This is a genomic window from Chitinilyticum litopenaei DSM 21440, assembly GCF_000428145.1.
GTDB lineage: Bacteria > Pseudomonadota > Gammaproteobacteria > Burkholderiales > Chitinibacteraceae > Chitinilyticum > Chitinilyticum litopenaei.
Window position 1 is genome coordinate 1 of sequence record NZ_ATZJ01000015.1, and the last position, 20,786, is coordinate 20,786.

Genomic DNA, 20,786 nt, shown 5'->3' on the forward strand with positions numbered 1-20,786 from the left:
CTCAAGATCGGCGCGGCGGTGATCCGCAACACCCGGCGTATCCGGATCCTGTTTGCCAGCCATCACCCACTGCGTGAGGTGTATCGCCTCGCGGCAGAGGCACTGGCCAGCCCATAGTCAAAACGAGTGCGGCCCCGACACGTTGACGCTTCGGGGGTAGGGGAAGCTGCGCCCGCAATCTGGAAAGCAGGCCAGTGCCCGCGCTGCAGAGCGGCGATCTGCTATCCGGGAGGAGTTTCTGCTGCTTGAGCCCGCTCAGTGAGCAGGTGGTGAAAAATCCGGGCTAGCCACACCCGGATTCCAGGACGTTGCTGCCAAAAAAAACCGGCCCTGGGGCCGGTTTTTTTTGTTTCGCTGCAGCGAATCCCGATCAGGCCTTGGCGCCGTTCAGGATGGCGACGGCCAGGTCGTTGCCGCGCAGCAGGCTGACCAGCTCGACACCTTCCGGCAGCTTCAGGTCGGACAGGTGGACGGCGGTGTTGCCAACGGCGAGGGCGCCCAGATCCACTTCGACGTAATCCGGGATCTTGGTGGCTACGGCACGGATCTGAACTTCGTTCAGCGCGTGAGCGATGGAACCGCCTTGCAGCTTCACGCCCAGGCAGCTGTCGCCGTTCACGAAGTGCAGCGGCACCTTGATTTCCACCTTGGTGGCGTCGTCAACGCGCTGGAAATCAACGTGCAGCACTTGCTGCTTGAACGGGTGGTACTGAACCGCGCGCAGCAGAACCTGTTCGGCGGCGCCATCCACGGACAGCTTGATCAGGGCGGTGTGGAACTTCTCGTCTTGCAGGGTGTAGTACATTTCGTTGTGGTCGAGGGACACGGCAACCGCGTCCTTGTTGCCACCGTAAACGACTGCCGGCAGACGGCCAGCCTTGCGCAGGCGGCGGCTCGCTCCGGTACCCTGTGCAGGACGGCTTTGTGCATTGATTTCAAAAGTCATTTCAAAACTCCGTTTCGTCATGTAAACGCTCGTCCCCCGCGACCAGGGCGACCAGCGATTCGAGGGGTATTCCCCTGAATGCATTTACCCCACTAGGCTACAGGTCAATACCCTGCAGGCTAATGGGGTCGGTATTTCTTTAGTCAACGAAGAGGGTGGAAACCGATTCTTCGTTGTTGATGCGGCGCATCGTCTCGGCCAGCAGGCCCGCGATCGATACCACGCGGATGCGCCCGGTGGCTTGCGCCGCTTCCGGAACCGGGATGGTATCGGTGACGACCACTTCGTCCAGCTCGGAATTCAGGATGCGCTCGATGGCGGCGCCCGAGAATACCGGGTGGGTGGCGTAGGCCAGCACGCGCTTGGCGCCGAACTTCTTCAGCGCTTCGGCGGCCTTGCACAGCGTGTTGGCGGTATCGATCATGTCGTCGATGATCACGCAGGTGCGGTCTTTCACGTCACCGATGATGTGCATGACTTCGGCGACATTGGCCTTCGGGCGGCGCTTGTCGATGATGGCCATGTCGACGTTCAGCTGTTTGGCCATGGCGCGGGCGCGCAGCACGCCGCCGACGTCCGGGCTGACGACCATCAGGTCGTCGTAGCGCTTTTCGCGGATGTCGGCCAGCAGCACCGGTGTCGCGTAGATATTGTCGACCGGGATGTCGAAGAAGCCCTGGATCTGGTCGGCGTGCACGTCGACGGTCAGTACGCGGTCAACGCCGGCGACGGTCAGCATGTTGGCGACGACCTTGGCCGAGATCGGCACGCGCGCCGAGCGCGGGCGGCGATCCTGGCGGGCATAGCCGAAATAGGGAATGGCGGCGGTAATCCGGCCGGCGGAGGCGCGCTTGAGCGCGTCGACCATCAGCATGATTTCCATCAGGTTGTCATTGGTCGGCACACAGGTCGACTGCAGTACGAACACGTCGCGACCGCGAACGTTTTCCAGCAGCTCGACGGTGACCTCGCCATCGGAGAAGCGGCCGACGGTGGCGCGCACCAGCGAGATGTCGAGGTGGTTGACTACCTGTTCGGCAAGGCGCGGATTGGCATTGCCGGTGAAAACCATGAGGCTGTCGTAAGCCATTTTCCAATTCCAGAAACGAGAAAAGCGTGTAATTGGTCAATTACACGCTTTTCTTTATTAGTGGCAGGGGAGGAAGGATTCGAACCCTCGAATGTCGGAATCAAAATCCGATGCCTTAACCAACTTGGCGACTCCCCTAATGAACCTGCTTTTTGATTGCTCAATCAGCAAACTCATGTAACTGGTGTTGACTCAATGATTTGGCAATAAAGCCTTTCATTTCGTCGGGAAGCTGCGATATTACTTGATTTGCTGCAGCTTGTGAAGCGAATTTCGCAAACACACAACTTCCTGATCCGGTCATTCTCGCTTCACCAAACTGGCTTAGCCAGTCGAGATGTTTTTGTATTAGCGGGAACTTCCTGCTCGCCACCGCTTGCAAGTCGTTTTGCGTTGCTGCGTTGTCGAGGACGCGAACTATAAGGGGGGGCGTATTGCGTGTCAAGCCCTCGTCGCAAAAAATTTCCGGCGTGGGCACATGCACTGGCGGATGCAGCACCACATACCAGCAGTCTTCACTGGCTACAGGCGTCATGATTTCGCCGATGCCTTCGACAAAGGCCGTTTGCCCGTACAGGAAGAAGGGCACATCGGCACCCAGCGTCACTCCCCAGGCCATCAGGGTCTGGCGAGACAGATTCAGCTCCCACAGCCGGTTGAGCGCCAGCAGCACGGTGGCCGCGTCCGAGCTGCCGCCACCGACACCGCCCCCCATTGGCAGCTGCTTGCTGATCTGCAGGTCAATGCCGAGCCGGCAGCCGGTTTTTTGCTGCAGCAGCCTTGCCGCACGGATGCAGAGGTCGGATTCGGGGGCAACACCGGGCAGCGGATTGAGATGCCGCAACTGGCCATCAGCGCGGACGCGCAGTCTGATGGTGTCGCAGGCATCAATCAGCTGGAATACCGACTGCAGCAGATGATAGCCATCAGGGCGACGGCCGATTACATGCAGAAAGAGATTGAGTTTGGCCGGAGCCGGGAAGGCGAGAAAGCCGTCCGCATCAAGGGGCGGTTGATAAGGCATGTTCGGGTTCACTGGCGGTACTGGCTTCGGAAATCACAATGCGCAATTGCACTTCGTCGCGCTGCGCATTCAGGCGGAAGGGTTGCTGGCGCTTGCCCAGCGGCCGGTAGTCCTGGCTGACGATGGTCCAGCCGTCCTGGCTGACGGTCACAATGCCATCCTGCTCATCGCGCCGGGCGCTGGAAAACGGCGCGGCCTCGCCTTGCAGCCACCAGCGCAGGCCGTTGAGCGGCAAATCCAGGCCGGTCAGCGACAGCAGCAGCGCGCGCGGATCGCTGGCGTATTCCGGCGCTTCACCGCCGCGCTCCAGAATGGCCTCGGCGGCCTGGCCGTCGGGTCGATAGCGAATGGTCAGCAAGGCCAGCGTCTGGCCGAGTGGCGAGTCGAGGCTGAGACGGTCTTCATCGGGGGCGGATTGCCAGCTGAACAGGGCCTGCTGGGCACTGTTACCCTCGCGGATTGACAGGCGGCCGCTCAGCGCATAGCCGGCAGTGGGAGCAGGCGGCAGTTGTGCGCAGGCGCACAGCAGCAGCGCGAGCGCCGAGACAAGGCAACGCGGCAGCATGAATCAGAAGCCCAGCAGCTGGCGGACTTTGCCAAGCTCGGGGTGATCGGCCTCCATCGCCGCGACGGCATCGACAATCTTGCGTGCTTCGGTGCTTCTGCCCAGCTTGGCCAGTGCCTGCGCCAGGTGCAGGCCGATTTCCGGGTCCGGCATGGCCTGCCAGGCCCGTTGCAGCAGCTGTTCGGCTTCCGGGTAGCGCTCCTGCTTGAAGCGCAACCAGCCCATGCTGTCCAGATAGGCGGGGTTGTCGGCCTCCTGGGCCAGCGCCGATTCCAGCAGCGCCTGGGCTTCGGCGAAGCGCTCGGTGCGGTTGGTCAGCAGGTAGCCCAGCGCATTCTGCCCGGGCGCATTGTCGGGGCTCAGCTCCAGATTCTTGCGCAGGTCGCGTTCTGCGGCGGCATGGTCGCCCAGTTCGTCCAGATAGATGGAGCGGTCATAGTACAGGTCGGCGCTGGCGGGGAATTTGACGATGGCCTCGTTCAGAACGGCGCGGGCGCGTTCCGGCTGTTTCAGCTCACGCCAGACCAGTGCGGTCATTTGTGCCTTGCTGATCTGCTCGTCGCTGCTGCGCTCGGGCAGCCGGTCCAGCGCCTGCATGGCGCCGGCCTCGTCGCCCAGCCGGGCCAGCAGGCGCGGGATGCGCATTTGCACCCGTGCGGCAATATCGGCTGCAGTGATTTGCTGATACCACCCCAGGGCATCCTTCCAGAGCCGTTTCTCTTCGCTGATTCCGCCCAGATACTGGTAGAAAATATCCGGCTCGCCGGGCTTCAGTCCCAGGGCGCGCTCAAGCAGCTGCTGCGCTTCGTCCAGCTTGCGCAGCTCCATGGCGGTAACGGCCTGGCCGACCAGCGCTTCCAGATTATCCGGTTGCAAGCGGACGATCTGCTGGTAGGCGGTGTAGGCCTCCCCGATTTGATTTTGCTCGGCGAGCAGGCGGGCTTGCGCCAATTGCAGGCTGATCGAGGCCGGGTTGGCCTTGCTTGCACCACTCAGAAAGGCAAGACTGGCCTGCGGGTCCTTGCCCGCCAGTAATTGCGCCTTGTACAGCATGGCCGGTTCCCATTGCGGGCGCAGTGCGAGTGCCTTGTCCAGCTCCGCCAGGGCTTCGGTGCTCTGGCTGCTGTTGCTGAGCGCCACGGCCACTGCAAAATGGGCTTCGGCTTGCTGCGGGTAGCGCTCGGCCAGGTGCTGCGTGACGCGCAGGATCGCGGCGCGATCAGCGCCCTTGTTCCAGAGCTGGTGCAGTTGCATGAAAAAGGTGGTGACTTCATCCGGGCTCTGGATCATCAGGGCGTGCAGGTGCGGCGTGATGTCATCAATGCGGTTGGCGCGCAGCAAGAGGCCAATCATGATCTGTCGCGCCTGTTTGGAATCGGGCGCGGCGGCAATCCAGCGTTCGGCGCAGTCGACGGCGATTTGCAACTGGCCGCTGCTGATGGCCAGTTCGGTGGCGTGCCGGGCAATGCGCGGATCCTTGGTGCGCTTGGCCAGCTCCTGCCAGAGCTGGGCTGCGAGCACGCCGTTGCCGCGCTGGGCGGCGATGTCTCCGAGCAGGGCAATCTGCACCAGCTCCGGGGTCAGCGCCTGGACGGGCAGTGGGGTGCCCGGGCTGTCCTGTCCGGCCTCGTCTGCGGCTTCAGCCTGAGCGGCATCGGGCGCAGCCTGTGGCGCGCCGGAAACCAGGAGCATGCCCAGGGCAATGGAAGTCAGCAATCGCAAGCGGGCCATAGAATGATCTATCCGGGCAGGAGGAAATGACGATATTAGGTAAACTGGCCGCATTAGTCCAAGCCTTGCCTGTGTTTTCGAGTCCGCCAAGCGCGGAGGAGTTCCTGATCGTGCCCGAATTGCCCGAAGTCGAGACGACGCGCCGTGGTGTCACGGCCTATCTGAGCGGCGTGCGCGTCACCGAATTGCTGGTGCGCAATGCCCGCCTGCGCTGGCCGGTGCCGGCCGATCTCGCTCAGCGCATCCAGGGGCGCGTGATCGAGCGGGTCAGTCGCCGCGCCAAATACCTGCTGCTGCATTTTGATGACGGCGCGCTCATCATCCATCTGGGGATGTCCGGCAGCCTGCGCGCCCTGACCCAGCCTTTCCCGCCCGAAAAGCACGATCATATCGATCTGCTGCTCGCCTCCGGAGTGCGCCTGCGTTACCGCGATCCGCGCCGCTTTGGCGCCTGGCTCTGGGCCGAGGGTGATCCGCAGGCGCACCCGCTGCTGGCTGCGCTGGGCCCCGAGCCGCTGTCGGCCGAGTTTGACGCCAGCGTGCTGGCGCGCCATGCCGCGGGGCGGCAGTTGCCGGTCAAGAGCCTGATCATGGACAACCATGTGGTGGTCGGTGTCGGCAACATTTATGCCAGCGAATCGCTGTTTCGCGCCGGCATCCATCCCCTGCGCCCTGCTGGCAGCCTGAGCGCCACCGAGTGCGAGCGGCTTGCCGCCGAGATCCGCGCAACGCTGGCCGAGGCCATCGAGGCTGGCGGCAGCACCCTGCGCGATTATGTCGATACCGACGGCAAGGCCGGCTATTTCATGCTGAATTGCTTTGTTTATGGTCGTGAAGGGGACGCTTGCCGGGTTTGCGGCACGGCCATCCAGAATCTGCGCATCGGCCAGCGTGCCAGTTGCTTCTGCCCGGCTTGCCAGCCACGCGGGTGACGCAGAGCAGACAAATCCCCCGAGGCGGATGCAATCAAGGTTGCCGCTTTGCGGATTAGCACGCAAAATCAAGCACAATAGACCAAATACACATTACAGGGCCGGGGGTGACAATGAGCACCGAATACCTTCATCAGGACAGCATTGCCGCCAACGATTACATGGTGGCCGATTTCCAGGCCTACAGTGCCTGGCGTTCGCATCTGACGCAGCAAATCGCGCAACTGCAGCGCTGGCTTGCCGAGCAGGATCTGAATGACGCGCAGACCGATCTGCGCATCAAGGCGCTGACCGAAAAACTGCGCGAAGACAAACTCAATATCGCCTTTGTCGCGGAGTTTTCGCGCGGCAAGTCCGAGCTGATCAACGCCATCTTCTTTGCGCACTACGGCCAGCGCATCCTGCCGTCGTCGGCGGGGCGCACCACCATGTGTCCGACCGAGTTGCTGTACGACGCCGACAAGGTGCCCTCTATCCAGCTGCTGCCGATTGAAACCCGCGCCGGCAATGTCACCACTCAGGAATACCGGCGTTATCAGGACGAATGGAAGACCATCGAGCTGGATCTCGACAGCCCCGAAGCGCTGCTTGAAGCCTTCCGCGAGATCGGCGCCACCTGCCGGGTCAGTGTCGACACCGCCAAGCAATACGGCCTGTTTGATGAAAACGATCCGGATCAGGCGGTTACCGTAGATCAGGAAGGCAAGGTCGAAATTCCGTGCTGGCGCCATGCGGTGATCAATTTTCCGCACCCGCTGCTTGAGCAGGGCCTGGTGATTCTCGATACGCCGGGGCTCAACGCCATCGGTACCGAGCCGGAACTGACGCTGAACCTGCTGCCCAATGCCCATGCCATCCTGTTCATCCTGGCTGCCGATACCGGCGTGACCAAGAGCGACATCGATGTCTGGCGCAACCACATCGCGCGCAGCCAGGGCAATCGCCGCGGCCGTCTTGTCGTACTCAACAAAATCGATGGTCTGTGGGATCCGCTGAAAACCGAGGCGCAGGTCCAGGCCGAAATCGACAAGCAGATCCGCACCACATCGGAACTGCTGAATGTCACGCCGCAGCAGGTCTTCCCGGTGTCCGCGCAAAAGGCGCTGGTCGCCAAGGTGCAGGACGACGACGCGCTGCTGGTCAAGAGCCAGCTCTCGCGGCTGGAGCGTGCGCTCTCCGACGACCTCCTGCCCGGCAAGCAGGACATCGTGCGCGATGCGACCCAGGGCGAGGTCGAGGACATCGTGCTGGCCATCCGCTCGATCCTGAACACCCGCCAGGAAGGCGTGAACGAGCAGCTGGCCGAGCTGACCGGCCTGCGCGGCAAGAACCAGGACGTCATCCTGCAGATGATGGACAAGGTGCAGGAAGACAAGAAACACTTCGAGCAGGGTCTGGTGCGCTTTCAGGCGCTGCGCAGCGTGTTCAGCCAGCAGACCAACAAGCTGTATTCGCTGCTGGGCAAGGATGCGCTGAAGAACGAGATCACCCGCATCCGCACGCAGATGGAGCGCAGCATGTTCTCGTTCGGCGAGGGCGGCCTGCGCAATACCATGGACCGCTTCTTCCTCGACGTGAATGCCTCGATCACCAAGTCGGCCGAGCAGGTTGCCGAAATCCAGGCGATGATGGCCGCGATGTACAAGAAGTTCAGCGAGGAGCACGGTCTGGGCCAGGTGACGCCGCCGCCGTTCTCCACGCTCAAGTACCACAAGGAGCTGGCGCGGCTGGAGCGCTCGTTCCGCGAGCACTTCAACACGGTCGGCAATATCCTGACCACCAGCCAGGGTCGCCTGACGCGCAAGTTCTTCGAAACCATCGCCAGCCGCGTGATCTATGTATTCGACGTCGCCAACCGCGATGTGGAAAACTGGCTGAAGGCCGTGATGGCGCCGATGGAAACGCAGGTGCGCGAGCACCAGCTGCAGCTGCGCCGCCGTCTGGAAAGCATCAAGCGCATCCACAAGGCGACCGACACGCTCGAAGACCGCATCAAGGAGCTCAACGAATTCAGCGCCCAGCTGCAGGATCAGCTGCACAGCATCGACGCCCAGCTGCGCGGCATCTATGCCACGCTGAATTCCGAAATCCGCGATTTCGCCCAGGCGCAGGCGGCCTGACGCCGAGGCGCTGTCACAAACCGCCTGACCGCCACAACGCCGCGCCCAGCGCGGCGTTGTGCATTTCTGCCGCTGGGTTTGCCGGCGCGACGGCGTTACCATGGGCATTCATCGCAAGCGGAGAGACTCATGACTGAGCAAGTGCAACTGGAAATCTGTGCCGGATCGGTAACGTCCTGCCTGGCCGCGCAGGAAGGCGGCGCGCAGCGCGTTGAATTCTGCGACAACCTGCTTGAGGGCGGCACCACGCCCAGCTACGGCCAGATTGCCGTGGCGCGCGACCGGCTGTGGATCACCCTCAATGTCATCGTCCGCCCGCGCGGTGGCGATTTTCTCTATAGCGATCTGGAATTCGAGGTGATGGAGCGCGACGTGCTCGCCTGCAAGAAATTGGGGGTGGACGGCGTGGTGATCGGCATCCTGACCGCCGATGGCGACGTTGACGTGCCGCGTTGCCGGCGGCTGGTCGAACTGGCCGCGCCCATGCAGGTGACCTTCCACCGCGCTTTCGATGTGGCGCGCAAGCCGCAGCAGGCGCTGGAGGACATCATCGCCATCGGCTGCAATCGCCTGCTCACCAGCGGCCAGGCCGCCACCGCGCTGGCAGGCGCGGCGCTGCTGCGCGAACTGCAGCAGCAGGCCGGCGAGCGCCTGGCCGTGATGGCTGGCGCCGGTGTGCGGGCCAGCAACATCGCCGAACTTGCGCGCCTGTCCGGTTGCCGCGAATTTCACAGCTCGGCACGCGGCCCGCAAGCCAGCGCCATGCGCTACCACAACCCGGCGGTGCACATGGGCATCCCGGGTCAGGACGAGTACGCGCTCGTCGAGAGCCGTCCCGAACTGGTGCGCGAACTGCTGGCGGCCTTGCACGCGGCAAACTGAACCGCCGCTTTGGCTGCGTGCCGCTATCTTGCCCTGGCTTTCTGGCGGGTATTGCCATGTGGGCTTTCTTTGCAATGGGCTCTGCGCATATACATGGCATAGTACTTTGTCCGGGCAAAAAAAGCGGGCGCCGTATTGGCGCCCGTTCAATCAGGGAGGAGATGAGCAAAATGCACGCGGCATTTGCCAGAACGGGAACAGCAAGCTGCCCCATCTGCACGCTTTGAGTTGGGGGCAAAAGCCAAGTTCCCAAGGGGCTTGTGAATTATTTACGCCGCTCTGGCCCGGGGGGATTTCCCCGGCTTTGCCACACCGCCTGGGCCTTGCGTGCGTATAATCGCCGCTTTTGCGTCACGCCTGCGGATCTCGTATGGAAATGCTGCTGCTGTTCAAGGCCCTGATCATGGGCATCGTCGAAGGGATTACCGAGTTTCTGCCGATTTCCAGCACCGGCCACCTGATTCTCACCGGTGATCTGCTGGACTTTCTCGACAAGGGCAAGCGCGACGTTTTCGAGATCTTCATCCAGCTTGGCGCCATGCTCGCCGTCGTCTGGGAATACCGCCGCAAGATTGCCAGCACCCTTTCCGGTGCGCGCGCACCCGGCAGCGAGCGCAATCTGCTGCTCGCGGTGCTGATTGCCTTCATCCCGGCCGCGCTGCTCGGCAAGCTGTTTTCCGAATCGATCAAGGCGCATCTCTTTCAGCCGGTGCCGGTGGCGCTGGCCTTCATCATCGGCGGTCTGGTCATCCTCTGGGCCGAGAAACGCCAGCACACCGTCACCGTGCAGACGGTCGACGAGCTGACGCTGAAGGACGCGCTGAAGATCGGTCTTGCACAATGCCTGGCGCTGATTCCGGGCACCAGCCGTTCCGGCGCCACCATCATCGGTGGCCTGTTTTTCGGCCTGTCGCGCAAGGCGGCGACCGAGTTCTCCTTCTTCCTCGGCATCCCGACCCTCGGCGCTGCGTCGATTTACAGCCTGATCAAGCACCGTCACCTGCTCGACGCGGGCGATGTACCGGTATTCGCTGTCGGTTTCGTGGCGTCCTTCCTGTTTGCCATGCTGGCGATCCGCGCGCTGCTGCGCTTCATTTCCACGCATACCTTCATCGTCTTTGCCTGGTATCGCATCGTGTTCGGCCTGCTGGTGTTGCTGACAGCCTACACCGGGCTCGTCAGCTGGACGGTGTGATCGGTGGGTATATCGTGCCAGCCAAATCATGGAAAAGGCTGGCGGTACATACCCTGGGGTATTTTCCGGTGTGCAGCGAATGGGGTGCCGTGATCGCACCGTCGTCGCCCGGCGGGGCGCGCAAGTTTGCCGCTGCCCGCTTGCCCGCATACACTGCAGAGCATGAGCGCCGTCCGCCCCTATTCCTTCAGCAATCCGCCCTATCTGGATACGGCGTCCGCCGATCCGGACGACCTGAGCGAGCTGAAGTTTCTGGCCATCGACCCGCTGGCCGACATGCGCACCACGCTGGGCATGACACTGGGCCAGTTCGGCGTGCGCCAGCTGGATTTCGCCAGTCGCTCCAGTGACGCGCTGGCGCTGGTCAAGCGCAACGACTACGACGTCATCCTCTGCGAATACGATCTGGGCCATGGCGCCGACGGGCTGTTCCTGTTCGACGAACTGCGCCGCCACGATCTGCTCAAGCCCTCCTGCGCCTTTCTGATCATGACCGGCGAGCGCCGCGCGCAGAAGGTCATGGGCGCAGCCGAGCTGGTGCCCGACGCCATCGTGCTCAAGCCCTTTACCGGCGAGACGCTGTTTGCACGACTGCAGCGCGCGCTGCGTCGCAAGCGCCGCTTCCAGCCCATCGACCAGGCCATCCTGCGCCACGATTTCCTGCAGGCGATCAGCCTGTGCAATCACGAGATCAAGCAGGGCGGTGAGGACATGCTGGAATTCGTGCGCATGAAGACACACCTGATGCTGCGCATTGCCGACTGGGCCGGCGTGCGCGACCTCTGCCGCACGCTGCTCACGCGCCAGGAGCTGCCCTGGGCCAAGATGGCGCTGGGCAAGGCGCTGTATGAAATGAAGCAGTACGGTGAGGCCGGCCTGCTGTTCCAGAATGTGATCAGCGAGCACGAGCTGGTGCTGGATGCCTACGACTGGCTGGCGCGCGTCAAGCAGGCCGAGGGTGATCTGGCCGGTGCGCGCGAAGTGCTCAATCGCGCCGTGCAGCGCTCGCCCTTTGTGGTCGAGCGGCAGCGCGAGCTGGGTGATGTGGCCTGGCGCAGCGGTGACATCACCACCGCCACGGCGGCGCTGAAGGAAACCGTACAGCTGTCGAAATACTCCTTCTGGCGCGAGCCCGCCGACCACGGGCGGCTCGCCGAACTGCTGATCCAGCAGGGCGAGGTTGCCGAAGCGCGCAAACTGCTGGCCGAAGCGCGCAAGAGCTTTCGCCAGCCGGCCGTCAGCGTGATGAGCGAGCTGCTGGAGGCCGACATCCAGGCCCGGCAGGGCGATCAGGGCGCCGCCCAGAAGCGCGTCGAGATGGCGCTGGCCATGCTGGAACGGCTGGACGAGCCACCCGATCCGGCGCTGGGCATGACCATGGCGCGCACCTGCATGGCACTGGGTCAGGAAGAGCGCGCCGCCGGGCTGATGACCCGGCTGCTGCAGAACCACCACGACAATCCCGCGCTGGCCGGGCAGGTGCGCGCGCTGTATGCCGCCGCCGGCAAGGAAGGGCAGGGCGCGGCGCTGATCGACGCCGTCACCGCCGATATCGTCCAGCTCAACAACGAGGCGGTGCAGCTGGCGCAGGCCGGCGACCTGGCCGCCGCCGCCGAGATCTTCCTCAAGGCCGTCGCCGACATGCCGGCCAATCTGCAGGTGCTGTTCAACGCCGTGAATGCGCTGCTGGCCTACGTGAACCGCCATGGCTGGCATGCCAGCTACATGGAGCGCGCCGAAGCCTTGCTGGCGCGCATCCAGAGCCTGGCGCCCACCCACGGGCGCGGCCTGCAGCTTGCCGAAATCTATCGCAAGACCCGCCGCAAATTCGGCGCCAGCCAGACCGGCTGAGTCCCGCGCCGCTGCCTTGCTCTGGCGCCGCATCCCGCTGCGGCCGCCCGGGCGGTGATGGCAAGGCTGGGGCCATTCCTGCCGACAGCATTGGGTATTGCCCTGTATGCATTTATGGCAATGGGCTGCAGTCAAATACCTCTGCTTGTAGGTGCCCTGTCTGTGTCCTGCTGCGCACCTGCTCCGGTCGCGGCGGCCGCTCAGGCCGGCACGCGTTCCGGACTGGGCCAGGGGCGGGCGAAGGTGAAAGCGGCACGGCCGGGGCCGGATTGCTGCAGGCGCGCCAGCGCGGCCTCGCCTTCGGCCAGCGTCGGCCGGTGTCCGGCGGGCACCCACCACAGCGCCAGCGCCGGGCCCTCGCTTCTGGCGAACCAGTCGCGGCGCTGTTTCAGGCTGGCCAGATGCGGGCCGCTGTAGACATAAGCCTGCAGGCTTTCCAGCGACGCCCAGACCGACATGTTGACCAGCCGCAGCGGGTCGGTGCCGGTCTGGATGTTCGTGGCATTGCCGCTGTCATCCTGCAGGCGCCAGATGAAGCCGGGGCTGGCTTCGGCCAGTGCGTTCAGCGCGTCGAGCTGGCTGGTGAAGCCGGCCATGCGCGGGTCGTCCAGCGGCGCGATGGCGTGGCCGATATTGATCTGGGCCAGTTGCCAGTGCGCATCGGCAAGGCTGGCGGTGGCGGGAAAAAAGGGAGAATTAGCCATGACGGGTGTGAATCCGGGGTTGAATGGCGAGCTGGCGGCCGCTGAAACGGAGTTGCGCTTGTCCTTCCAGCAGCAGCCGGCCGCGCGGCAGCTGCCGGCGCTCGCCGGCCTGCAGCACGATGTCTTCGCGCAGCGTGCTGCTCGATAGCCAGAGGCTGCCGCTTTCGCAGAGCAGTTCGGCAGGTGCGGTGAGCTCGGCGACCAGCAGTTCGCTGCGGGCCAGGGCAAGGCGCAGATAGGTCAACATGGCTCTACTCCGTTGTCATTGAAAGCCACTATATCCGCATTTTTTCACCACTTCGCTGACATGTTTTCAGTATTCATGTTAGTTTTGCTCACATGAATGCCCTCCCGCCCCTTCCCGCCCTGCGCGCCTTCGAAGCCGTCAGCCGTCTTGGCAGTGTCGTCAAGGCGGCCGAGGCGCTGTCGGTGACGCACAGTGCAATCAGTCACCAGATCCATGCCCTGGAGGATTTCCTGGGCCTGCCGCTGTTCGAGCGGCAGGGGCGGCGGCTGGTGCCCACCGAGGATGGCCGGCAGTACGCGATGAAAATCCGCATGGCGCTGGGCGACATGAGCGAGGCCACGCGCGCGCTGCGTGCCTTGCCGCGCCCGAACGAGCTGCGCATCACCACGCTGCCGTCCTTCGGTGTGCACTGGCTGATGGCGCGCCTGCCGGATTTCCAGGCCTGCTATCCGCAATACCGGGTGGACATCCGCGCCGGCATCGGTTTCGATGACCTGCACAATGGCCAGCTGGATCTGGCACTGCGCATGGGCACCGGCGAGTGGGACGGGCTGAAGGCGACGCCGCTGCTGCATGACTGGCTGGTGCTGGTGGGGCGGCCCGATCTGCCCGACTTTCCCGCTACGCCGGAGCAGCTGCCCGGGGCTCGCCTGATCGGCACCATGGAAAAATGGAGCAGCTGGACTTACGCGGCCGGGCTGGGCGACTGGCAGCCGAACTTCCGCCTGTTTTGCAACGACAACAATCTGGTGCAGGAGGCCGTGCTGCGCGGGCAGGGGCTGGCGCTGTTGCGGCTGTCGCTGGTGATCGACGATTTGCTCACTGGGCGGCTGGCGCTGGCCTGCGGGCTGGTGGTGCCGCACCCGCTCAGCTACTGGCTGGTCTGGGCGCCGCGCATGGACAACAGCCTGAAGCTGCACCATTTTCGCGACTGGCTGCTGGAGTCCGCCGCCAGCAGCGAGGCGATGATGCAGGCCTACGCTGCGGCGCAGCCGGGCCGACAGTCCTGAGCCGTCGCACGGCCATCCGGTGCGGCCGCGATGTCAGGGCCGGTAGGGCGCGGCCGGCAGCGCCGGCGCCTTGCCGGTAAGCAGGTCGGCGAGCAGCTGGCCCGAGCCGCAGGCCATCGTCCAGCCCAGCGTGCCGTGGCCGGTGTTGAGCCACAGGCCGGCGATGGTGGTGGCGCCGATCAGCGGAATGCCGTTGGGCGTCATCGGGCGAAGTCCGGTCCAGGCCTCGGCGCGCGTGCTGTCGGCGGCGTCGGGAAACAGTTCGTCCACCACCTTGTAGAGCGTGGCCAGCCGCTGCGGGTCGAGGCGCCGGTCCCAGCCGGCCACCTCGGCCATGCCGCCGACCCGCAGCCGCGTGTCAAAGCGGGTCAGCGCGATCTTGTAGCTTTCATCCATCACCGTCGAGCGCGGCGCGCGCTCCGCAGCGTGCAGCGGCAGCGTCAGCGAATAGCCCTTCACTGGGCACACCGGCAGATCGATGCCCAGAGTCTCCAGCAGGGGGCGGCTGGCGCAGCCGGCGGCGACCACCAGGGCATCGCAGGCGAGGTCTTCATGGGTATCAAGCTGTACCCCTCGTACTTGCTTGGCTGGAGTGTGGATATGGCTGATGGTATGTCCAAGCCGCAGGCGCACGCCGGCCGCTTGTGCCTGTGCTGCCAGTTGCTGGACAAACAGCCGGCAGTCACCGGTTTCGTCGCCGGGCAGGTGCAGCGCCCCTGCTAGCGGCACGCGTGCGCCAGCCAGCGCCGGCTCGCATTCCAGAATGCCCGGCATATCGAGCAGGCGGTGCGCAATGCCCAGTTCGGCCAGGATGGCCGCATCGCGGCGGGCCGCGGCGAGCTGCTCGCGCTTGCGAAATACCTGCAGCGTGCCCAGCTGGCGGCCTTCGTAGGCCAGCGGCAGCGCGGCGCGCAGCGCCCCGAGGCAGGCCAGGCTGTATTCGGCGAGCGCCAGCATGGGCTTGCGGTTGCCACGATAGGCGCTTTCGGTGCAATTGGCCCACAGCTGCGCCAGCCAGCGCAACTGAAAGGCGCTGCCGTCGGGCCGCACGCGCAGGGGGCCGTCCGGGCTCAGCAGCCACTTCAGCGCCTTTTTCGGCACGCCGGGCGCGGCCCACGGCGCGGCATAGCCGGCGGAGAGCTGGCCGGCGTTGGCAAAGCTGGTTTCCAGCGCAACTTCGGGATGGCTGTCGATGACGGTGACCTCGCAGCCGGCCGCGCGCAGATACCAGGCGCTGCTGATGCCGATCACCCCGGCGCCGATGACGATCACATGCATGGCAAGACTCCCCGGCAAGATGGATGCACTGCGACTGGACTGCCCTGCGGGCGTGACGATCCGCTTTCAATTTAGCCCGCCCGGGCGCTGTTGCGATTCAAGTATTGCCTATCCATGCCGAAAGCAGGGAGGGGAGGGACGTGTCATGAATCACGACATCAGCTGGCCGGTGGCCGGCAGCGGTTATTACAGCATTGCCGAATACAACGCCCGCATCGTCAGCGCCCAGGCCTGTCGGGCCGGCATTGCGGCCTTCTGGCAAAAGGCTGCCGAAGCGCCCACCCGCGAAGACTGGGAGCGCCATGCCGCCGCGGCGCGCGACATGGAAGTGTTTGCCCCCAGGGTAGAGGCGCAGGCACGCAAGCTGGCGCAGGCGCTGGGCATTCCCGACGCCGAGTTCGGCCGCATCCTCACGCTGGACGAATGCCGCCAGCTGCAGGCCGGCCGCCGTGCTGCCGCCAGCTGCAGGCCGGCCGCCGTGCTGCCGCCAGCGTCTGAAGGGGCGGACTGAAGTCGCAAGCCCCCTTGCCGGCGCGGCTATACTGGAAGCCAACTCCGTTTTCGCGAGGCCGCCATGGCTCTGACTCCTTCCACAATGCCGCCGCTGGGCATGCCCCTGCCGGATGCCACGCTGGCCGATGGCAACGGCTCGCCCTTTACGCTCTCGGCGCTGGCCGGCCAGCATGGCCTGCTGGTGGCCTTCATCTGCAATCACTGCCCCTACGTGAAGCACCTCAATCCGGTATTGGCCCCGCTGGGCGCCATCCTGGCCGAAGAGGATGTGGGGATGGTGGCAATCTCGAGCAATGATCCGGAAAACTACCCCGACGATGCGCCCGAGGCGATGGTGCGGCATGCCGAGGCCTGCGGCTACACCTTCCCCTATCTGTTCGACGCCACGCAGGAAGTGGCGCGCGCTTTTCATGCCGCGTGCACGCCGGATTTCTTTCTCTTCGACAGCGAACTGAAGCTGTTTTATCGCGGGCAATTCGACGCCAGCCGCCCGAACCAGGGCCAGCCTGATGGCGCTGAGCTGCTCGCCGCCGTGGCCGCCCTGGTTGCTGGCGAAAAGCCGCCGCTGCACCAGCAGCCCAGCGTCGGCTGCAATATCAAGTGGCGGCAGGACTGACGCTGCCGCCCGGCGGCCAGTCCCGGAGGGCTTAGCGCCCGCCACCCTTGCCGCCGCCATTTCCTCCGGAGTTCCCGCCGGAGTTGCCACCAGAGTTTCCTCCGGAATTGCCACCGGAGTTTCCGCCGCCCTTGCCGTCACCCTTGCCTTCGCCATTCCCGCCGGCATTGCCATCGGCGTTGCCGCCCTTGCTGCTGGCGGTGCTTTTGCCCTGGCTCTTGCCGTCGCTGCTGGCGGTGGCAGATTTGCTGGACGGGCTGTCCTTGCTGGCAGCGATGCCTTTCAGATGACCCTGACCCTTGAGCTGGCCGACCGTGGTTCCCAGTGTGGCGGCGATCGTTCCCCAGCCCATGCCTTCGGCGCGCATGGACAGCACCCCCTGCATGGTGACGGTGCCCGCCGTGGTGCTGATGGCCCCGCCATTCAGCGCCGCGCTGATCTGCGCCGGTGTGGGATTGCTGATGCCCTGCTGGGCCAGTGCATGACTGGCCGCCGCCAGCGCCAGTGATACATTGCCCCAGCCCATGCTCTGGCTGGCCGTCACGGTGCTGCTGCTGCCGGTGGCGCTGTCGGTGAGCGTTGCCGTGCCGCCGGTGCGCAGCGCGGTGGTCAGGGCCGTGGCGTTCGCGCTCGAGCCCGCCCAGGCGGAATAGGCGCCCACCAGCCTGGACTGGCTGGGCGAGACGGTGCTGGTGCCGGTGTCGACGCTGGTGTCGGCGGCGTGGACGGCGCTGGTCGATGGCCAGGCGAGCGCCAGCATGGCGGCAAGAATGAGGCGTTTCATGATCTGCTCCCGGTGGTGTGGACTCCCATCCTTACACCCTAAGCAGCCCTGTTGCCGCGCCACGTCGTGGCAGGATCAGCGGTGCGTTTTACCCGCCAGACGCTCGTCCTGAGCGGGTCTTGATAAAGTGGGTCTTTTGGCCGGCAGCAAGCACCGGGCAAAGCCCGGCGCACATCACGTCCTGCAAGACCAGAAACGTATTTTTGCGTTCATGCTTTTTCGGGGCCGCCGGAAAAAACGGGTCCTGATTAGAAACCCTTCTCAGCAAACCACAAAAACCTATTGAACCACAGAGACACAGAGGGCACAGAGGAAGCAAAACCCTGAGAATTGCCTGGACGTGCTCCGGTTTTTCTCTGTGTTCTCTGTGTCTCTGTGGTTGATTTGGGTTTTGCTGAGAAGTCTTGCTAATCAGGAAACGGGTTACAGGCTGCTTTCCAGCGGCCTGCTAAACGCCGGGTGGCGCCAGCCGCATTTCGATGTGCGGTATGCCGTCCTCATCATATTCCTCGCCGTCGCGCACAAAGCCCTGGCGCTCGTAAAAACGCTGCAGGCGCGACTGCGCGCCGATGCGGTTGCCCTGTCCCGGGTAAAGCCGCGCGGATTGCGCCAGCCCCTCCTGCACCAGCGCATCGGCCAGTCCCTGCCCGCGCAGCGGCGCGGCGAGCACGATGCGCCCGAGCGAGGGCTCCGCATACTTCACGCCGGGGGCAAGCAGGCGCAGGCCGGCCTGTACGCGCCCATCGGCAGCCAGCCCGACCAGATGCCAGCCCTCCTCGTCAAAGACATCCATATCGGAAAACACGCAGGTCTGCTCGACCACGAAGATGTCGCTGCGCAGGCGCAGGTAGTCGAACAGGATGCGGGGCGGGATGGTGTCCAGCGTGTGCCAGTGCCAGCTGAGCATGAGGCTTCCTTGAAATGCAACAGACCCCTTGCGGGGTCTGCCTTGGGTATATGGCTACAGCCATTTGGATGATTGGGCTATGGGCGCATACCCTGGCTTAATTGCCCAGCCGCTCGCGCCACTTGGCCACCTGCACCAGCACCTGGAAGGGCGCGGTGCCGCCGACGTGGTCGCGGGCGTTCAGCGAGCCGTCGAAGGTGAGGATGTTGAAGATGTCATCGGCAATCAGCGCCGAGAAGCTTTGCAGCTCGATCAGCGACAGCTCGGACAGATCCTTCTTCTTCTGCTCGGCGTAGCGCACGGCCAGCGCAACGGCCTCGTGTGCGTCACGGAAGGGCAGGCCCTTCTTCACCAGATAGTCGGCCAGATCGGTCGCGGTGGCGAAGCCCTGGCGCACGGCGCGCTCCATTGCTTCGGGTTTCACCGTAATGCCGCGCATCATGTCGGCGTAGATGCGCAGGGTGTCGGTCAGCGTGTCGACGGTATCGAACAGCGGTTCCTTGTCTTCCTGGTTGTCCTTGTTGTACGCCAGCGGCTGGCCCTTCATCAGCGTCAAGAGCGAGACCAGATTGCCGTTGACGCGGCCGGTCTTGCCGCGCACCAGTTCCGGCACGTCCGGGTTCTTTTTCTGCGGCATGATCGAGCTGCCGGTGCAGAAGCGGTCGGCGATGTCGATGAAACCGAAGCGCGGGCTCATCCACAGGATCAGTTCTTCGGACAGGCGCGACAGGTGCGTCATCACCAGCGCGGCGGCGGCGCTGAATTCGATGGCGAAATCGCGGTCGGACACGGCATCCAGCGAGTTCTCGCACACACCGTCAAAGCCCAGCAGTTGCGCGGTATACAGGCGGTCGATCGGGTAGGTGGTGCCGGCAAGTGCTGCCGCACCCAGCGGCAGGCGGTTGATGCGCTTGCGCGCATCGATGAAGCGCTCGGCGTCGCGGCCCAGCATTTCCACATAGGCCAGCATGTGGTGACCAAAGGTCACCGGCTGCGCCACCTGCAGGTGGGTGAAGCCCGGCATCACCACCGAAGCATTTTTCTCGGCCAGATCGACGAGGCTCAGCTGCACGTCGCGGATCAGCTTGATCGTGGTGTCGGTGGCGCCGCGCAGGTAGAGGCGGATGTCGGTGGCGACCTGGTCATTGCGGCTGCGGCCGGTATGCAGGCGTTTCCCCGCATCGCCGACGCGCTCGGTCAGGCGCTTTTCGATGTTCATGTGCACGTCTTCGAGGTCGAGGCTCCACTCGAAGGTGCCGGCGTTGATTTCGCGCAGGATGTCGGCCATGCCGGTCTGGATGGCCTGCAGGTCTTCCAGGCTCAGGACGCCGACCTTGTTGAGCATCTGCGCGTGCGCGAGCGAGCCCTGGATGTCCACCTCGGCCATGCGCTTGTCGAAAGTCACGGAAGCGGTGTAACGCTTGACGAGCTCAGAAACGGGTTCGTTGAAACGACCAGACCAAGTCTTGCTGCCAGTGTCCTGCATGGGGGAAATCCTGAATGGGCAAAATGATTACGATTATACGGGCCTCAGCCGGCTGCTGCACAGCCGTCGCCGCCGGCTTGCCAGGCGAGCGCGGGGTCGGGCGCGCGGCGCATCAGTTGCAGGTGGTCTTCGAGGACGCGCTTGAGCCGTTGCAGCTGTTCGTCGTCGGCGGCGCTGAGCCGGAATTGCAGGGTGCTGGCGTCGGCGAGCAAGCGGCATTCGCCAAAGGCAAAGCGGGCGAGGCCCTGGTGTTCGTCGAAGTCGACCGGGATCTTGCGGGCGAAGTGCTTGCAGAGTTTGAAGAGGTATTGCTTGGCAAGCTCTGTGGTGATTTGGGTTTGGCTGTGTACCATGGCATGTATCCTTGGGTGGTGGTTTTTGATCATTTGTGCGAATCGAGTTTTAAGCGCCTTGCGGCGCGGTGTGTTGATGCCGGGTGTGCCCGGCGGCACGTCAGGGGGCTTGTCTTGCCAAGCCCCCCGACACCCCCAAGGCGCGCCCGCTCCGTCGCCCCGCTGCGCGGGGTGCCCTGCGATGCTCGTCTGCGGCAGCGACGGGGGGCAACTCGGGCTTCGCCCTCAGACACTCCCCCCGTCGAAACCCTGCCGCAGACTGCGCTACTCGGCGACTGCGAGGGCATTGGCGTCCTAATTGCAAGTCGCGGTTTGGCAACCGTTAGGTAGAGCAAACCTTTGTTAGTACGGGAGCACCCTGAAAGCCGCTGAGAAGCACGGCAAGCAACAGCAAGAGTGGGTATACAGCTACAGTCATCTAAATCATTAGGCCTTGGGCTTATCGCTACATGGGTATATTGTGCTGCTGCTTAGGACGCGATGCCCTCGCAGCAGCCGAGAAGCGCAGCGGTCAACAGGGTTTCGTGGGTGAGATGTTTGAGCCCGCAGGGC

The 20,786-nt window shown here is 64.2% G+C and carries 20 protein-coding genes and 1 tRNA gene; 8 read left to right on the forward strand and 13 right to left on the reverse strand.

Features of this window, described 5'->3' with window-relative positions; genetic code table 11:
- Positions 1–370: 370 nt before the first annotated feature.
- The 6 genes from C515_RS0107540 to C515_RS0107565 form a co-directional block, all read right to left on the reverse strand.
- Complete coding sequence (locus C515_RS0107540; RefSeq protein WP_028455027.1) at positions 371–946, reverse strand: 50S ribosomal protein L25/general stress protein Ctc; 576 nt, start codon at positions 944–946, stop codon at positions 371–373.
- A gap of 139 nt (positions 947–1,085) precedes the next feature.
- The gene (locus C515_RS0107545; protein WP_028455028.1) at positions 1,086–2,036 is read right to left on the reverse strand and encodes a ribose-phosphate pyrophosphokinase; all 951 of its coding nucleotides are present in this window, start codon (positions 2,034–2,036) and stop codon (positions 1,086–1,088) included.
- A 61-nt stretch (positions 2,037–2,097) separates the two neighbouring features.
- A tRNA-Gln gene (locus C515_RS0107550) sits at positions 2,098–2,174 on the reverse strand.
- 22 nt (positions 2,175–2,196) lie between these two features.
- Complete coding sequence (gene ispE / locus C515_RS20095) at positions 2,197–3,060, reverse strand: 4-(cytidine 5'-diphospho)-2-C-methyl-D-erythritol kinase (protein ID WP_043648611.1); 864 nt, start codon at positions 3,058–3,060, stop codon at positions 2,197–2,199.
- Positions 3,038–3,625: an outer membrane lipoprotein LolB gene (locus C515_RS20100; protein ID WP_051304744.1), complete on the reverse strand. Its 588-nt coding sequence runs from the start codon at positions 3,623–3,625 to the stop codon at positions 3,038–3,040. Before C515_RS20100 ends, ispE begins: the two co-directional genes overlap by 23 nt.
- Positions 3,626–3,628: 3 nt before the next feature.
- The gene (locus tag C515_RS0107565) at positions 3,629–5,356 is read right to left on the reverse strand and encodes a tetratricopeptide repeat protein (RefSeq protein WP_028455029.1); all 1,728 of its coding nucleotides are present in this window, start codon (positions 5,354–5,356) and stop codon (positions 3,629–3,631) included.
- A gap of 110 nt (positions 5,357–5,466) precedes the next feature.
- On the opposite strand from C515_RS0107565, the gene mutM reads away from it, so the two are divergent.
- From mutM to C515_RS20105, 5 genes are all read left to right on the forward strand, one after another.
- Positions 5,467–6,288 carry a bifunctional DNA-formamidopyrimidine glycosylase/DNA-(apurinic or apyrimidinic site) lyase gene (gene mutM / locus C515_RS0107570; RefSeq protein WP_028455030.1) on the forward strand — a complete coding sequence of 274 codons (822 nt, stop codon included), beginning with the start codon at positions 5,467–5,469 and terminating at the stop codon, positions 6,286–6,288.
- Positions 6,289–6,401: 113 nt separating this feature from the next.
- On the forward strand, positions 6,402–8,408 hold the full coding sequence (locus tag C515_RS0107575; RefSeq protein ID WP_211234009.1) for a dynamin family protein: 2,007 nt from the start codon (positions 6,402–6,404) through the stop codon (positions 8,406–8,408).
- Positions 8,409–8,537: 129 nt separating this feature from the next.
- On the forward strand, positions 8,538–9,290 hold the full coding sequence (locus C515_RS0107580) for a copper homeostasis protein CutC (protein WP_028455032.1): 753 nt from the start codon (positions 8,538–8,540) through the stop codon (positions 9,288–9,290).
- Positions 9,291–9,660: 370 nt separating this feature from the next.
- Entirely contained in the window at positions 9,661–10,485 is an 825-nt protein-coding gene (locus C515_RS0107585) for an undecaprenyl-diphosphate phosphatase (protein WP_028455033.1), read from the forward strand.
- A gap of 162 nt (positions 10,486–10,647) precedes the next feature.
- Positions 10,648–12,336 (forward strand): tetratricopeptide repeat protein, encoded by a 1,689-nt coding sequence (locus C515_RS20105; RefSeq protein ID WP_051304745.1) that lies wholly within the window; start codon positions 10,648–10,650, stop codon positions 12,334–12,336.
- Positions 12,337–12,536: 200 nt separating this feature from the next.
- Here the strand turns inward: C515_RS20105 and C515_RS0107595 are convergent, their stop codons facing one another.
- Both C515_RS0107595 and C515_RS0107600 read right to left on the reverse strand, forming a co-directional pair.
- Complete coding sequence (locus C515_RS0107595) at positions 12,537–13,040, reverse strand: DUF3291 domain-containing protein (protein WP_051304746.1); 504 nt, start codon at positions 13,038–13,040, stop codon at positions 12,537–12,539.
- Positions 13,033–13,287: a DUF2917 domain-containing protein gene (locus tag C515_RS0107600; RefSeq protein ID WP_028455035.1), complete on the reverse strand. Its 255-nt coding sequence runs from the start codon at positions 13,285–13,287 to the stop codon at positions 13,033–13,035. Before C515_RS0107600 ends, C515_RS0107595 begins: the two co-directional genes overlap by 8 nt.
- A 92-nt stretch (positions 13,288–13,379) precedes the next feature.
- Here C515_RS0107600 and C515_RS20110 point away from each other — a divergent pair, with 92 nt between their 5' ends.
- The gene (locus tag C515_RS20110) at positions 13,380–14,297 is read left to right on the forward strand and encodes a LysR substrate-binding domain-containing protein (protein ID WP_043648612.1); all 918 of its coding nucleotides are present in this window, start codon (positions 13,380–13,382) and stop codon (positions 14,295–14,297) included.
- Positions 14,298–14,330: 33 nt separating this feature from the next.
- Here C515_RS20110 and C515_RS20115 read toward each other — a convergent pair whose 3' ends face one another.
- Positions 14,331–15,575 carry a D-amino acid dehydrogenase gene (locus tag C515_RS20115; RefSeq protein WP_043648613.1) on the reverse strand — a complete coding sequence of 415 codons (1,245 nt, stop codon included), beginning with the start codon at positions 15,573–15,575 and terminating at the stop codon, positions 14,331–14,333.
- A 145-nt stretch (positions 15,576–15,720) separates the two neighbouring features.
- Between C515_RS20115 and C515_RS0107615 the strand changes: the two genes are divergently transcribed.
- Both C515_RS0107615 and C515_RS0107620 read left to right on the forward strand, forming a co-directional pair.
- Positions 15,721–16,086 carry a hypothetical protein gene (locus C515_RS0107615; RefSeq protein ID WP_028455036.1) on the forward strand — a complete coding sequence of 122 codons (366 nt, stop codon included), beginning with the start codon at positions 15,721–15,723 and terminating at the stop codon, positions 16,084–16,086.
- Positions 16,087–16,149: 63 nt separating this feature from the next.
- Positions 16,150–16,704: a thioredoxin family protein gene (locus C515_RS0107620; protein WP_028455037.1), complete on the forward strand. Its 555-nt coding sequence runs from the start codon at positions 16,150–16,152 to the stop codon at positions 16,702–16,704.
- Between the two features lie 31 nt (positions 16,705–16,735).
- On the opposite strand, the gene C515_RS22410 is transcribed toward C515_RS0107620, so the two are convergent.
- From C515_RS22410 to C515_RS0107640, 4 genes are all read right to left on the reverse strand, one after another.
- Complete coding sequence (locus C515_RS22410) at positions 16,736–17,488, reverse strand: hypothetical protein (protein WP_051304747.1); 753 nt, start codon at positions 17,486–17,488, stop codon at positions 16,736–16,738.
- A 448-nt stretch (positions 17,489–17,936) separates the two neighbouring features.
- A complete protein-coding gene (locus tag C515_RS0107630) occupies positions 17,937–18,395 on the reverse strand; it encodes a GNAT family N-acetyltransferase (protein ID WP_028455038.1) in 459 nt (152 codons plus the stop codon).
- A 97-nt stretch (positions 18,396–18,492) separates the two neighbouring features.
- Positions 18,493–19,881 carry an argininosuccinate lyase gene (gene argH / locus C515_RS0107635; RefSeq protein WP_028455039.1) on the reverse strand — a complete coding sequence of 463 codons (1,389 nt, stop codon included), beginning with the start codon at positions 19,879–19,881 and terminating at the stop codon, positions 18,493–18,495.
- A gap of 44 nt (positions 19,882–19,925) precedes the next feature.
- A complete protein-coding gene (locus C515_RS0107640) occupies positions 19,926–20,234 on the reverse strand; it encodes a DUF2218 domain-containing protein (RefSeq protein WP_043648616.1) in 309 nt (102 codons plus the stop codon).
- Positions 20,235–20,786 lie beyond the last annotated feature (552 nt).